General features: G+C 70.0%; 12 protein-coding genes and 1 other RNA gene. 7 read left to right on the forward strand and 6 right to left on the reverse strand.

The features are described from left to right. Positions 1 to 143 precede the first annotated feature (143 nt). A complete protein-coding gene (locus AB3X10_RS09885) occupies positions 144 to 1,157 on the reverse strand; it encodes a LysR substrate-binding domain-containing protein (protein WP_369981158.1) in 1,014 nt (337 codons plus the stop codon). 123 nt (positions 1,158 to 1,280) lie between these two features. On the opposite strand from AB3X10_RS09885, the gene AB3X10_RS09890 reads away from it, so the two are divergent. Continuing rightward, positions 1,281 to 1,865, forward strand: a complete 585-nt coding sequence (locus tag AB3X10_RS09890) for an FMN-dependent NADH-azoreductase (RefSeq protein ID WP_369981160.1) — start codon at positions 1,281 to 1,283, stop codon at positions 1,863 to 1,865. Positions 1,866 to 2,117: 252 nt separating this feature from the next. Here the strand turns inward: AB3X10_RS09890 and AB3X10_RS09895 are convergent, their stop codons facing one another. Both AB3X10_RS09895 and ssrA read right to left on the reverse strand, forming a co-directional pair. Continuing rightward, positions 2,118 to 2,291, reverse strand: a complete 174-nt coding sequence (locus AB3X10_RS09895) for a hypothetical protein (protein WP_369981162.1) — start codon at positions 2,289 to 2,291, stop codon at positions 2,118 to 2,120. Positions 2,292 to 2,924: 633 nt separating this feature from the next. Next, positions 2,925 to 3,276: a transfer-messenger RNA gene (ssrA, locus tag AB3X10_RS09900) on the reverse strand. 490 nt (positions 3,277 to 3,766) lie between these two features. On the opposite strand from ssrA, the gene AB3X10_RS09905 reads away from it, so the two are divergent. Continuing rightward, positions 3,767 to 6,178, forward strand: coding sequence for a S8 family peptidase (locus AB3X10_RS09905; protein WP_369981164.1), 2,412 nt, complete (start codon positions 3,767 to 3,769; stop codon positions 6,176 to 6,178). 71 nt (positions 6,179 to 6,249) lie between these two features. On the opposite strand, the gene smpB is transcribed toward AB3X10_RS09905, so the two are convergent. Further along, positions 6,250 to 6,753, reverse strand: coding sequence for an SsrA-binding protein SmpB (gene smpB / locus AB3X10_RS09910; RefSeq protein WP_003467984.1), 504 nt, complete (start codon positions 6,751 to 6,753; stop codon positions 6,250 to 6,252). 60 nt (positions 6,754 to 6,813) lie between these two features. Here smpB and AB3X10_RS09915 point away from each other — a divergent pair, with 60 nt between their 5' ends. Next, on the forward strand, positions 6,814 to 7,245 hold the full coding sequence (locus AB3X10_RS09915) for a type II toxin-antitoxin system RatA family toxin (protein WP_369981167.1): 432 nt from the start codon (positions 6,814 to 6,816) through the stop codon (positions 7,243 to 7,245). Continuing rightward, complete coding sequence (locus AB3X10_RS09920; protein WP_369981169.1) at positions 7,242 to 7,505, forward strand: RnfH family protein; 264 nt, start codon at positions 7,242 to 7,244, stop codon at positions 7,503 to 7,505. The genes AB3X10_RS09915 and AB3X10_RS09920 overlap by 4 nt, the downstream gene beginning before the upstream one ends. Before the next feature lie 30 nt (positions 7,506 to 7,535). Here AB3X10_RS09920 and AB3X10_RS09925 read toward each other — a convergent pair whose 3' ends face one another. Next, positions 7,536 to 7,934, reverse strand: coding sequence for an outer membrane protein assembly factor BamE (locus AB3X10_RS09925; RefSeq protein WP_369981171.1), 399 nt, complete (start codon positions 7,932 to 7,934; stop codon positions 7,536 to 7,538). A 103-nt stretch (positions 7,935 to 8,037) separates the two neighbouring features. Here AB3X10_RS09925 and fur point away from each other — a divergent pair, with 103 nt between their 5' ends. Then, positions 8,038 to 8,460, forward strand: a complete 423-nt coding sequence (fur, locus tag AB3X10_RS09930; RefSeq protein ID WP_179565169.1) for a ferric iron uptake transcriptional regulator — start codon at positions 8,038 to 8,040, stop codon at positions 8,458 to 8,460. 618 nt (positions 8,461 to 9,078) lie between these two features. On the opposite strand, the gene recN is transcribed toward fur, so the two are convergent. Next, on the reverse strand, positions 9,079 to 10,746 hold the full coding sequence (gene recN, locus AB3X10_RS09935) for a DNA repair protein RecN (protein WP_369981174.1): 1,668 nt from the start codon (positions 10,744 to 10,746) through the stop codon (positions 9,079 to 9,081). Positions 10,747 to 10,858: 112 nt separating this feature from the next. On the opposite strand from recN, the gene hrcA reads away from it, so the two are divergent. Further along, a complete protein-coding gene (gene hrcA / locus AB3X10_RS09940) occupies positions 10,859 to 11,917 on the forward strand; it encodes a heat-inducible transcriptional repressor HrcA (protein WP_369981175.1) in 1,059 nt (352 codons plus the stop codon). A gap of 176 nt (positions 11,918 to 12,093) precedes the next feature. Continuing rightward, positions 12,094 to 12,615: a nucleotide exchange factor GrpE gene (gene grpE / locus AB3X10_RS09945; RefSeq protein WP_369981177.1), complete on the forward strand. Its 522-nt coding sequence runs from the start codon at positions 12,094 to 12,096 to the stop codon at positions 12,613 to 12,615. Positions 12,616 to 12,714: the final 99 nt, after the last annotated feature.

Genomic DNA, 12,714 nt, shown 5'->3' on the forward strand with positions numbered 1-12,714 from the left:
ATTGCGCGCATCGCCGCCGCGCCGGCCGCGGCCACGGGCGCGCACATGGCCGGACAGCGCCGCCCGCGCCCGACCGCGGCGCCGTCTGCCGCCGGGACCGCCGCAGCGGGCGCAGCCCAATCATCGCGCCTGCCGCCGCAGCCTCACGAATGCGCCGGCGCCGGGATCGCCGCGCCGTCGTGGCCGACGATGCCGTCCTCGCCAGCCGGGCTTTGCGCGGCCGCCAGCCGTTGGCAGTCGTGGTGGAACGTGGCCTGCGGCAGCCGTTCGGCCAGGAAGTCGACGAAGCTGCGGATCGCCGGCAGCAGGCCGCGGCGGCTCGGGTAGACGAAGTGCAGCACGCCCTGGGCGGTGCTGTAGTCCGGCAACACCCACTCCAGCATGCCGTTGGCGAGCAGCGGCGCACAGTAGTCCTCGGGCAGCAGCGCCACCCCGCAGCCCTGCACCGCAGCGGCGATGAGCACCACGAAATCGCCGCTGACCAGCCGCGGCTTTAGCTCCACGGCGGTCCTGTTGCCGTCGCCGTCGAGCAGTTCCCACAGCTGCGCGCCCTCGTGCTCGAACATCGACAGGGCCGGCAGCCGGGACAGCTCCTGCAGCGTCTGCGGGCGGCCATGGGCGTCCAGGAACGCGCGGCTGGCGACCAGCAGGCTGCGCGCATGGCCGACGCTGCGCAGCACCAGGGTCGCGTCGGTGTCCAGCCTGTCGCGCACGCGGATCGCCACGTCGTAGCCTTCGCCGATCAGGTCCACGCGGCGGTTGGTCGCGGTGAGCCGCACCTGCACCTTGGGGTGCTCGAGCAGGAAGGCCGGCAGGATCGGACCCAGCACGTTCTGCGCCAGCGAGACCGGGCAGCTGACCCGCACCACGCCGCGCGGCTCGGTGCGCAGCACGTCCACCGCATCCTGCGCGGCGCGCGCTTCCTCCAGGACCGCGCGGCAGTGCTGGTAGAAGCGCTCGCCGATCTCGGTGACCACGAAGCGCCGCGTGGTCCGCTGCAGCAGGCGTACCCCGAGCCGCTCCTCGAGCTGGGCGATGCGCTTGCTCAGCCGCGACTTGGGCAGGCCCAGCGCCCGCCCGGCGGCGGAGAAGCCACCATGCTCGACCACCGCGGCGAAGAAGTGCAGATCGTTCAGGTCGTGCAGCACGCCGTCCATCGTCGGGCCATCGTTTCTTGTTGCGAACGATCAGTGTACCTCAAGCCGTCTAATCGTCGGATTGTTTCGCGCGTATCGTCCTTGCCCATGCCGCCACCCCGCGGTCAACGCAAGGATCACCCCATGAAACTCCTGCACATCGACAGCAGCGCGCTCGGCGCGCATTCCGTCTCGCGCGGCCTGACCGCGGCCATCGTCGCCGAGTTCGTCCGCGCCCATCCCGGCGTGGACGTGGCCTACCGCGACCTGCATGCCGCGCCGCTGGGTCACTGGTCGCCGCCGGCCGGCGATGCCGACCCGGCGGCCATCGAAAGCGGCCAGGTCCTGGGAGAATTCCTGGCCGCCGACGTCGTCGTGGTCGGCGCGCCGATGTACAACTTCGGCATCGCCAGCTCGCTGAAGACCTGGATCGACCGCATCACGGTGGCCGGCAAGACCTTCCGCTACGGCGCGGCTGGCCCCGAAGGCCTGGCCGGCGGCAAGCGCGTGATCGTCGCCTCCTCGCGCGGCGGCATCTACAGCGCCGGCAGCCCGGCGGCGGCGATGGATTTCCAGGAACCCTACCTGCGCGCCGTGTTCGGCTTCCTCGGCGTCACCGACATCGAATTCGTCCGCGCCGAAGGCGTGGCGATGGGCGACGATCACCGCACCCAGGCGGTCGGCGGCGCGATCGCCGGCATCGGCGGGTTGTTGCGCAAGGCGGCCTGATCGGCCGGACGTCCTGCGCGGCGGCGTTTGTCCAGGGTAGGGCGGTCGCCATGCGCTGCGGCCGAGCGGCAACCCGCTCGGTGACATCCGTCCGCGAGCTAGGTGCGGGTTCTGTCGCCGGGGACGCCCATGACGCCATCCGGCCCTGCCGGATGCATCGAAATGCATGGGATCTTTCGATGGAGCGCGGCCGCGCCATCGGGTGTGCGCCGTCGCCAGCGCCGCCGGATCAGGCGACGCCGGCCCTGGCAGTTACGGCGCTTCGCCGTCGATCAATCGCATGCCTTGCGGGCTGAGCGCGATGTCGCCGTCCTCGCCCTGCGCGGCGTAGTTCTCGCGCACGGCCCAATTCGCGTCTTCCTCGGCGACGGGCTTGGTGGCATGGATGTCCTGCAGGATGCGCAGTTGGTCGCGGGTCAGTGGCATGGCACACCGTGGGTCGGCAATCGATGGCGCTACCGTACAGGCCATGCGTGATGGGGATGTCGCAGGCGATGACCCGGAAATATGCGGTCTAGGCGTGCGATCGCTGCAAGCCGGCGATCGCTGGGGCCATCGTCGCTCGGGCCGTGCCGCTCCGTTGTGGCGTGTCGCGGTTCCGACATGCCGCGAGGACATGTTCCTAACAAGGCCTGCCGCATGCTCTCGCCACCAGCTGTGCGGCCGTAGGTAAATCTCAGGGCTGCTTCAAGGGTGCAGGCATCCGCGGCTGGACCATCTCTTTCGACGTGTTGCAGGTGCGCTCCGCAAGCGGTGGAGACTGGCAACCGTCATCCGTTTGCGCCGTGTCGCGTCCGGCGCCTGTCCTGGCGACCCGCATCCCCGCGGACTGCATGGAATCCCCCCGCTGGACCGCGGCACCGGCCGCGAACGGCTCGGTCGCGAGCGCCCGGCCGCAACGCCGTCGCCAGTCCGGAAATCGCTCCCCATCGACCTCGCGCCGCGCCAGCCAGGGCGTGTGTTGACGTTGGCGGCGTAAACAAAAAGGGCCGAATCGCCCTGGAATCCAGGAAAATCCGACCCTTGTCGTACGTCCGCCAATGTCTGCGGACGTTCAGATGGTGGAGGTGGGCGGAATCGAACCGCCGTCCGAAGGCACTCCATCCCCGGCACTACATGCTTAGCTCATCGTTGGATCTCATCCCGGAACAGCACGATGTGCGAAGCGCATCCCGGGACCAGCCTGCTTCATTTAGCCAATGGCTGACAGGCAGCCACCACCGGCGATTCCGTGATAATGACCCTACGTCGCGAGCACGGACACAAGCGATTTCGGGGCTAGGCCTTAAGCGGCCAGTGCGTAGTTGTCGTCGTTGGCAACTATAAGTTTGCTGCTGGATTTACGAGGAAAGCGGCCCCCTCGGCATGCGCCAAGCGATTTTGCAACCCCCGTCGAAACCAGTGCACCCCCGGGGAAAACGTAAAACGCTGACTCGCACAGTGTAGGGATCGGGGAGGGCGGTCACAAGCCTTGCGACAAAGGCGGCTTAAGCTGGCTTCACTCGGCTTGCCGGCACCGGCGCAGGCCGAAGGATTTCTCCCAGGCACGGAGCACCGCAATGGCAACCAGGCAACAGCGTGCGCGCGACGGCGGGCGCGATCGGAAGCAAGCGGCCGCAGCCGCGGGCAAGGCGAAACCAGCCAAGGCGGCCGCGCAAGCCGGCCGGGCGCCGCCCGCGCGGCAAAACCTCGCGGCGAAGAAGGCCAAACCGAAGCAGGCGGTTGCGAAACCTGTCCAGACAAAGACCGCTGAAGCGGTCGCCGCTCGTCCGAGCAAGCCAGCGCGGCGCACTGCGCCGAAGGCAGTGACTGGCGACAAACCCAAGACCGGCGCGCCCAAGACGGCCAAGCCCAGCAAAGCCAAGCCCGGGAAGGCCAGGCCGGAAGCCGCCACCAAGCGCATGCCGTCCTCTGCGCGTAAAGGCACGACACGCGCCGCCGCCGTGGCCATTGGCCCGGCGCCCACGCGCGCGGTCCGGCCCAAGGCCACCGGCGAAGGCTCGTTGGCGCAGGGGCAGGCGCGCACCGTCATCTACATCCACGGCATCGGCAACAAGCCGCCGGCCGAGGTGCTGCGCTGCCAGTGGGATCGCGCCTTGTTCGGTCGCGAGATGGGCGAGCGCACGCGCATGGCGTACTGGGTCAGCCGCGAGCGCTATCCGTCGCCGGAACCGGGCAGCTGCCAGGACCAGGACCGCGGCCCGGCGCTGAACCAGGCCGAGCAGCGCGTGCTCGGCGCGTTGGGGGTGATGCCGCAACTGGCCGATCTGCGCCAGCTGGCCGATACGCTGGCCGGCAGCGACGCCGAGCGCGCCTGCCTGCAGCAGTTGCTGGACCAGGTGCAGGCCGCCGCACCCGAGGCCACCGGCATGCATGCGCAAGGCCCGGTCGACGTGCTGAACCGGATGCTGCTGAAGCTGATCTCCGCCGCGCTGCTGCAGGACGTGCACGATTTCTTCTTCGTGCCGGCGCGGCGCGAGCAGATGCGCGAGAGCCTGCGCCAGCGCATGCGCGCCGGCGGCGGTCCGTTCGTGGTGGTCGCGCACAGCCAGGGTTCGCTGATCGCCTACGACGTGCTGCGCGAATTCGAGGCCGAGGGCTGCGAGGTGTCGTTGCTGCTGACGCTGGGCTCGCCGCTGGGCCTGCCGGTGGTGCGCAGCATGTTCAAGCAGTGGACCGGCACCGGGAAGCTGCCGTTCCCGGCCTGCGTGAGGCGCTGGGTCAACGTCGCCGAGCGCCGCGATCCGGTGGCGCTGGACGACGACCTGAGCGACGACATCGCCGATGCGCAGGGGCGCTTCCACAACATCGCCGGGTCGCGGATCAATCCCGATTGGCAGCGCAATCCGCATTCCGGCTCCGGCTACCTGTCCATCCCCGAGGTCCGCGCCGAGGTGCGGCGCGCGGTGGGCGTGGGCTTCGACCAGCCGATCGCGCATCCGGTGCTGATCAAGGACCTGTCCGACCAGTTGGAGGCGCACGCGCCGGACTATCGCCACGAGGTGCTGATCGAGCTGGACCGCCTGCCGGGCGAGCGCGAGCCGGCGCAGCTGCGGCGCGAACTGGTCGCGGCGCTGCGCGAGCTGACCCAGGCTTCCACCGGCCTGCAGGGCACGGCGCTGGACGCGGCGATCGAACTGGAGGACACGCTGCAGCGCTACGTGTCGGCGCGCCTGACCCGCTTCGAGATCGAGAGCCTGCGCGACCGCTATCGCAGCCTGAGCCTGAAGCGGCTGTGGCGCGACGCCGGCAAGCGCGCCCTGATCTACCAGTCGCGCAGCACCGTGCAGGCCGACGCGGCGCAGGTGGCATATCGCGCGCTCGGCAGCGGCATCGGCTGGGCGGTGCTGGACAGCGGCATCGCCGCGGGGCATCCGCATTTCCAGCAGCCGGGCCTGGCCGAGACGGTGCTGGCGCAATGGGACTGCACCCAGCGCGGCCGCGCGCGCGAACTGCGCCGCAGCGACGGCGCCGGCTTCGCCGCCCTGGACGGCAACGGCCACGGCACCCACGTGGCCGGCATCATCGCCGGGCAGTGCGATGCGCCCTTGCCCGGCGTGGAGCCGGCCACGCCGCTGCGCTTCGCCGGCATGGCGCCGCAGGCGCGGCTGTACGGGTTGAAGGTGCTGGACGACGACGGCAACGGCCGCGATTCGTGGATCATCAAGGGCGTGCAGCAGGTCGCCGAGATCAACGAGCGCGCCGGCGAGCTGGTCGTGCACGGTGTCAACCTGAGCCTGGGCGGCTACTTCGACGCGGAGAGCTACGGCTGCGGCTTCACCCCGCTGTGCAACGAACTGCGCCGGCTATGGCGGCAGGGCGTGGTGGTGGTGATCGCGGCCGGCAACGAGGGCCTGGCCTGGCTGGTCCAGAACGACGGGGAGGCGTATCCGTTGAACCTGGACCTGAGCATCGGCGATCCGGCCAACCTGGAGGAGGCGCTGGCGGTGGGGTCGGTGCACAAGAGCAGCCCGCACAGCTACGGCGTGTCGTACTTCTCCTCGCGCGGGCCGACCGCCGATGGCCGGCACAAGCCGGACCTGATGGCGCCGGGCGAGAAGATCGTCTCCGCGCATCATCGCTACGACGTGGCCGACCCGAGTACCTGGATGGTGGAGATGAGCGGCACCAGCATGGCGGCCGCGCACGTGTCCGGGCTGATCGCCGCGTTCCTGTCGGTGCGCCGCGAGTTCATCGGTTTCCCGGACCGGGTCAAGCAACTGCTGCTGGAGCAGTGCCTGGACCTGCAGCGCGATCCCTACATGCAGGGCCGTGGATTACCGAGCCTGATGCGGATGTTGGGGGCGACGTGATGGGGCAGGGATTCGGGATTCGGGATTGGCAACGGCGGCGCTCCGCGAATCCCCAATCCCGTCATCCCCAATCACGCATTTTTATTGTGGCGCCGCATGATCCGCTGCTTGTCGCGGGCCCAGTCGCGGTCCTTGGCGGCGTCGCGCTTGTCGTGGTCCTGCTTGCCCTTGGCCAGCGCGATCTCGAGCTTGATCTTGTTCTTGCTCCAGTACATCGCGGTGGGCACCAGGGTGTAGCCGTCGCGCTCGACGCGGCCGATCAGCTTGTCGATCTCGCTCCGGTGCAGCAGCAGCTTGCGGGTGCGGCGGTCGTCGGCGACCACGTGGGTGGAGGCCTGGATCAGCGGGGTGAACTGCGCGCCGAACAGGAACAACTCGCCCTGGCGCACGAACGCGTAGCTCTCGCCGATGTTGGCGCGGCCGGCGCGGATCGACTTGACCTCCCAGCCCTGCAGGGCCAGGCCGGCTTCGTAGCGGTCCTCCAGGTGGTACTCGTGGCGCGCACGCTTGTTCAACGCGATGGTCTTGTTGGCCGTCGCGCCGTTTGCTTTATCCTTGGCGGGTTTCTTGCTCATCTTGCTATTGTCTCCGATTCGGGGTCCTCCCGAACGTCTTGGTCCACTTCCCCGCACCGAATGCCTATCATCCGCCGCAGCGCCCTGGTCGAACACCCCGCAACGCGCATGTTCGACCTGGTCAATGATGTCGCCGCCTATCCGCGCCGTTTCGCCTGGTGCGATGCGGCGCATGTGCTCGAACACAGCGACCAGCACCTGGTGGCGCGGCTGGACCTGGGCCTGGGCTCGTTCCGCACCTGGTTCACCACCGAGAACCGGCTGCAGCGCCCCGATCGCATCGATATGCTGCTGCGCGACGGCCCGTTCAAGCGCCTGCAGGGGCAGTGGGAGTTCCAGGGCTTCAACGACCACGCCAGCAAGGTCAGCCTGATGCTGGACTTCGAACCGGCCTCGCGGCTGCTGGGGCCGGCGCTGGCGCTGGGTTTCCAGAGCCTGGCCGACCGCATGGTCAACGACTTCGTGCGCGTGGCCGACCGCGAAGACGCATGAGCGGGCTGCGGGCCGAGGTGGTGCTGGCCTGGCCGGAACGCTTCCTCGCGCGCACCCTGCAACTGCCGGAAGGCGCCACCGTCGCCGATGCGCTGGCCGCGGCCGGGCTGGCCGGGGCGGAGCAGGGCATGCCTTGCGCGATCCACGGCAGCGTGGTGGCCCCGACCCAGCGCCTGCACGACGGCGACCGGGTCGAACTGCTCAGGCCGTTGCTGGCCGACCCGAAGGACGCCCGGCGGCGGCGCGCGAAACCGCGCTAGCGCGCCAGGCGCGATGGCCGGCGCGGACGCCTACTCGCTGCGGCGCTGCTTCTTCTTGTCCTTGGCCAGGTTGCGGCCGAACTGGCGCACGCTGTTCTTGGCCAGCTCCGAATCGTTGTCCGGGAAATAGTCGCCTTCCCAGCGGGTCACCGTGTCGTTGTCGAAATAGACGACGAAATTCTTGATCTCGGTGGTGCCCACGCGATTCAGGCGCTCGGTCGCGGTGTAGTCCCAGCGCTGGGCGTGGAACGGATCCGGGATCGACGGCGTGCCGAGCAGCGCGCTGACCTGCTGCTTGCTCTGCCCGACCTTGAGCTGGTCGACGGCCCCCTGCTTGATCAGGTTGCCTTGGTAGATAGGCTGCTTGTAGATGATCCCGCAGCCAGCGGTGGACAGGGCAACAGCGGCGACCAGCAAGAGATTGCGCATCGGGGACAGTACTGAGGGAAATCGGGTCGATGATACACTCCCGACGACCGCCGCGACCCATCCCGAGGCAGCTGGCGCTAAACCAGCTATGAACGGAGACGCCATGGAATCCCACGATCTGCGCAAAGTCGGCCTGAAGGTCACGCATCCCCGGATGCGCATCCTGGAGCTGCTCGAGCAGAAGTCGGCACGCCACCACATGACCGCCGAAGAGATCTACCGCCAGCTGCTCGACCACGGCGACGAGATCGGCCTGGCCACGGTGTACCGGGTGCTGACCCAGTTCGAGGCCGCCGGGCTGGTGCTCAAGCACAATTTCGAAGGCGGCCAGGCGGTGTACGAGCTGGACCGTGGCGGCCACCACGACCACATGGTGGACGTGGACACCGGCAACGTCATCGAGTTCGAAAGCGCCGAGATCGAGGAACTGCAGCGCAAGATCGCCGCCGATCACGGCTACGAGCTGGAAGAGCACTCGCTGGTGCTGTACGTGCGCAGCAAGCGCCCGGCCGGCAAGAAAGGCTGAGCCGGCACCCGCGCGGGCGCGGGATCGTTTCGCTCGGGGTCATTGCCGCGGGGCCTGCCGCCACTGGCGCGGCGCGCGGCGGGAGCGCTGTTCTGGGGTTTCAGGCGATCGATCCCGCGCGTGTGGGATCGGCGTGCCGGCTGGGTTGGTCGTGGCCGATGGTCTGGGCGACCCGGAATCGTTTCTACGCGGGCTCTAATGCAGCGACCGGATGCCCTTTGGCGGAGGGGCTTCAGCTCCCTATAGGGTGACAGTGCCGTCGCATAGCCCGACTCCGTTCGTCGCGACTGAAGTCGCTCCCACAGGGACTGCGGCGAGCCGGCTGGGTGCGCTGTGAGGGGGCTGGGGGACTTGGGACTTCAGTCCCGACTGCTTCCGGAGCCGGTCAGCCAGATGGCTCCGTTCGTCGGGGCTGAAGCCGCTCCTGCAGGGAGCTTGCGGCCGACTCGCTGGGTGCACTGTAGGAGGGGCTTCAGCCCCGACCGGGTGCGATCCGGAGCCAGCAGGCTTGCGGCGCGTGATGGCCTCCAGGCTGTCCAGCGCGGCTCCCGCAGTCGCGCCCCAGCCACGGTGAAGCCCAGTCCAGGCCTAGCCCAATCCAGCGAAGCCTGCAGCGCCTCAGCCGGCGCTCTGCAGCAGCCGCTTGGCGGCCGCGCGGGCTTCCTTGCTGACCTCGACCCCGCCCAGCATTCGCGCCAGCTCTTCCTCGCGCTGGCGCGGCGCCAGCAGCTCGACCGAGCTCTGGGTCATGCCCTCGACCGGCGCCTTGCTGACCCGGTAATGCGCGTGGCCCTGCGCGGCGACCTGCGGCAGGTGGGTCACGCATAGCACCTGGCGCTGCTCGCCGAGCGCGCGCAGCTTCTTGCCGACGATGTCGGCGACCGCGCCGCCGATGCCCGAGTCCACTTCGTCGAACACCATGGTCGGCACCGCGTCCAGGCCCAGCGCGGCGACCTCGATCGCCAGCGAGATGCGCGACAGCTCGCCGCCGGAGGCGACCTTGCGCAGCGCGCGCGGCGGCTGCCCGGCGTTGGCCGCGACCAGGAACTCGACGCGCTCGGCGCCGGCCGGGTCGGGGCGCTCGGCCTCGTGCGGTTCCAGCTGGATCTCGAAGCGCCCGCCGCCCATGCCCAGTTCGCCGATCAGCGCGGTGGTGTCGTGCGACAGCGCCTGCGCGCCGCGCTGGCGGGTGGCGGTCAGCGCGGCCGCGGCATCGCGCCAGGCTTGCGCGGCGCGGACGATCTCCGCATCCAGCACGTCCAGGCGTTCGCCGGCGCCGCGCAGGCCCTCGACCTCGGCCAGCAGCGCGTCGCGGTGCTCGCCCAGGGTGTCCGGGGTGACCCGGTGCTTGCGCGCCAGGTCGTGCAGCCGGCCCAGCCTGCGTTCCATGTCCTCGAATTGCGCCGGATCCGCATCCAGGTCGTCGCGGACCCGGTCGACCAGCGCCAGCGCCTCTTCCAGCTGGATCGTGGCGCTGTCGATCAGCGCCTCGACCTCGGCCAGGCGCGGATCGTACTCGCCGACCTTGCCCAGCTCGTGGCGGGTCTGCTGCAGCAGTTCCAGCACCGCCGGGGCGTCGTCGCCGTTGAGCCGCTGCGCCGCGCCCTCGCAGGCGCCGATCAGCGCCGCGGCGTGGGCCTGGCGGCGGTGGTTGGCGTCCAGCGCGGCGATCGCGGCCGGGGCCAGGTCCTCGCGCTGCAGCTCGGCCAGCTGGTGTTCGAGGAAGCCGATGCGGTCGGACACGTCGCCCTGCGCCAGCAGCGTCTCGCGCTCGCCCAGCAGCGCCTGCCAGCGCGCGGCGGCGGCGCGCACCGCGGCGCGTTCGGCCTCGTTGCGGGCGTAGGCGTCGAGCAGGCCGAGCTGGCTGCCGCGCGACAGCAGCGCCTGGTGTTCGTGCTGGCCGTGGATCTCGACCAGGTGCCCGGCCAGGTCGGCCAGCTGCGACAGGGTCACCGGGCGGCCGTTGATCCAGGCGCGCGAGCCGCCGTCGGCGCGGATCACCCGGCGCAGCTGGCATTGCGCCTCGTCGTCGAGTTCGTTCTCGCGCAGCCAGGCGCGCGCCGGGGCGGCCTCGGGCACGGCGAACTCGGCCGACAGCTCGGCGCGGTCGGCGCCGTGGCGGACCACGCCGCTGTCGGCGCGCAGCCCGGACAGGAAGCCGAGCGCGTCCACCATCAGCGACTTGCCGGCGCCGGTTTCGCCGGACACCACGGTCATGCCAGGGCCGAATTCCAGTTCGGTACCGCGTACGACGGCGAAATCCTTGATCGAGAGATGTCTGAGCATGGGGGTCGGAATCCGGGGCCGCGCAACGCTAGCACGCGCGGGTAGGTGGGCCAATGACTTGCCAAGCCGGCATGCAGCCATTATCTAGTGTCCAGTCTCACGGATTGATTCCATGCGCGCCTCCCCGGTCCACTCCTCGCTCGACCCGCGTGCCCGGCAGCTGCTGCGCACGCTGATCTCGCGCTATATCCGCGACGGCGAACCGGTCGGCTCGCAGACCCTGGCCCGCCACGCCGGGCTGGACGTGAGCCCGGCGACGATCCGCAACATCCTCGCCGACCTGGAGGACGCCGGCCTGCTCAGCTCGCCGCACACCTCGGCCGGGCGCATTCCCACCGCCACCGGCTACCGGGTGTTCGTCGACAGCCTGGTGCAGATGCGCCCGCCCGCCGAGGGCGAAGTGGCGCGGCTGCGTGCGGAGATGCGCAATGCCGCCGGCACCCAGGCGCTGCTCGGCAGCGCCTCGGAGCTGCTGTCGGCGATGACCCATTTCGTCGGCGTGGTCAGCGCGCCCAAGCGCGAGCAGTTCGCGTTCCGGCACATCGACTTCGTGCCGCTGGACGCGCGCCGGGTGCTGGCGATCCTGGTGTTCGCCGACAACGAGGTGCAGAACCGGGTCATCGAGCCGCGCAAGGCCTACGAGCCGGCCGAGCTGGAGCGGGTGGCCAACTACTTGAACGCGCATTTCGCCGGGCGCGCGCTGGCCGACATCCGCGCCAGCCTGGTGCGCGACCTGCGCCACGCCCGCGACGAGATGGAGTTGCTGCTGGCGCACAGCGTGGAGCTGGCCGAGCAGGCGCTGGCCCCGGCCGGCGACGACATGGTGCTGGCCGGGCAGACCAAGCTGATGGGCGTGCAGGACCTGTCCGACCTGGAGCGGCTGCGCGAACTGTTCGAGATCTTCGCCAGCAAGCGCGAGATCCTGCAGCTGCTGGAGCGCACCATCCGCGCGCCGGGCGTGCGCATCTTCATCGGCGAGGAGACCGGGGTGGTGCCGCTGGAGAGCGTGTCGCTGGTCACCGCGCCGTACATGGCCGGCGGCCAGGTGCTGGGCGTGCTGGGGGTGATCGGGCCCAAGCGCATGGACTACGACCGGGTCATCCCGCTGGTGCAGACCGCCGCCGACGTGCTGGGCGCCGTCCTCGACCCGACCCCGCCGACCGAACGCTAGCCGGGCCTGGGGCAGGGCGGCCATGCAGCAGCCGGTGCACGTCGTGCCACCGCCGCGGCCAATCCCGAATCCCCACTCCCCAATCCCGAAAACGCAACACAGCATCTTGAATCCCTCCCAGACGCCCACATAGGTGGTGCGGTAGGGCGGGTGCATCTCCCGCCAGGGAACCGGAAATGAACCAAGACCACCCCGAATTCGATTCTGAACACCTGACCGAGGCCCAGCAGCCGGCGACCGATCCGCTGCTGGCGCAGATCGAGACCCTGCGCAGCGAGCTGGCGCTGGTCAAGGCCGATGCGCTGCGCGAGCGCGCCGACCTGGAAAACCAGCGCAAGCGCATCGCCCGCGACGTCGAGCAGGCGCGCAAGTTCGCCAACGAGCGCCTGCTCGGCGACCTGCTGCCGGTGTTCGACAGCCTGGACGCCGGCCTGACCGCCGCCGGCAGCGAGCCCAGCCCGCTGCGCGACGGCCTGGAGCTGACCTACAAGCAGTTGCTCAAGGTCGCCGCCGACAACGGCCTGACCCTGCTCGACCCGACCGGGCAGCCGTTCAACCCGGAGCACCACCAGGCGATCAGCCAGGCCGAGGCCGACAACGTCGCCCCGGGCCATGTGATCCAGGTGTTCCAGAAGGGCTACCTGCTCAACGATCGCCTGCTGCGGCCGGCGCTCGTGGTGGTGGCCAAGCACGATTGACGCGCGCCGCCGGCGCGCCGCGCCCGACCCGGGCGCGGCCGCGGCGGAACGCTAATTTGCGGTGATGGCTTGAATGACCTGCGGCCATCCCTATATCCG

Origin of the sequence: Xanthomonas sp. DAR 80977 (genome assembly GCF_041240605.1) — a bacterium.
GTDB lineage: Bacteria > Pseudomonadota > Gammaproteobacteria > Xanthomonadales > Xanthomonadaceae > Xanthomonas_A > Xanthomonas_A bundabergensis.

Coding starts and splice junctions, on each gene's coding strand:
- AB3X10_RS09890 (WP_369981160.1), top strand. CDS start 1,281: ATGAAACTCCTGCACATCGACAGCAGCGCGCTCGGCGCGCATTCCGTC.
- AB3X10_RS09905 (WP_369981164.1), top strand. CDS start 3,767: ATGCCGTCCTCTGCGCGTAAAGGCACGACACGCGCCGCCGCCGTGGCC.
- AB3X10_RS09920 (WP_369981169.1), top strand. CDS start 7,242: ATGAGCGGGCTGCGGGCCGAGGTGGTGCTGGCCTGGCCGGAACGCTTC.
- AB3X10_RS09885 (WP_369981158.1), bottom strand. CDS start 1,157: ATGGACGGCGTGCTGCACGACCTGAACGATCTGCACTTCTTCGCCGCG.
- fur (WP_179565169.1), top strand. CDS start 8,038: ATGGAATCCCACGATCTGCGCAAAGTCGGCCTGAAGGTCACGCATCCC.
- recN (WP_369981174.1), bottom strand. CDS start 10,746: ATGCTCAGACATCTCTCGATCAAGGATTTCGCCGTCGTACGCGGTACC.
- hrcA (WP_369981175.1), top strand. CDS start 10,859: ATGCGCGCCTCCCCGGTCCACTCCTCGCTCGACCCGCGTGCCCGGCAG.
- AB3X10_RS09915 (WP_369981167.1), top strand. CDS start 6,814: ATGCCTATCATCCGCCGCAGCGCCCTGGTCGAACACCCCGCAACGCGC.
- AB3X10_RS09925 (WP_369981171.1), bottom strand. CDS start 7,934: ATGCGCAATCTCTTGCTGGTCGCCGCTGTTGCCCTGTCCACCGCTGGC.
- smpB (WP_003467984.1), bottom strand. CDS start 6,753: ATGAGCAAGAAACCCGCCAAGGATAAAGCAAACGGCGCGACGGCCAAC.
- grpE (WP_369981177.1), top strand. CDS start 12,094: ATGAACCAAGACCACCCCGAATTCGATTCTGAACACCTGACCGAGGCC.
- AB3X10_RS09895 (WP_369981162.1), bottom strand. CDS start 2,291: ATGCCACTGACCCGCGACCAACTGCGCATCCTGCAGGACATCCATGCC.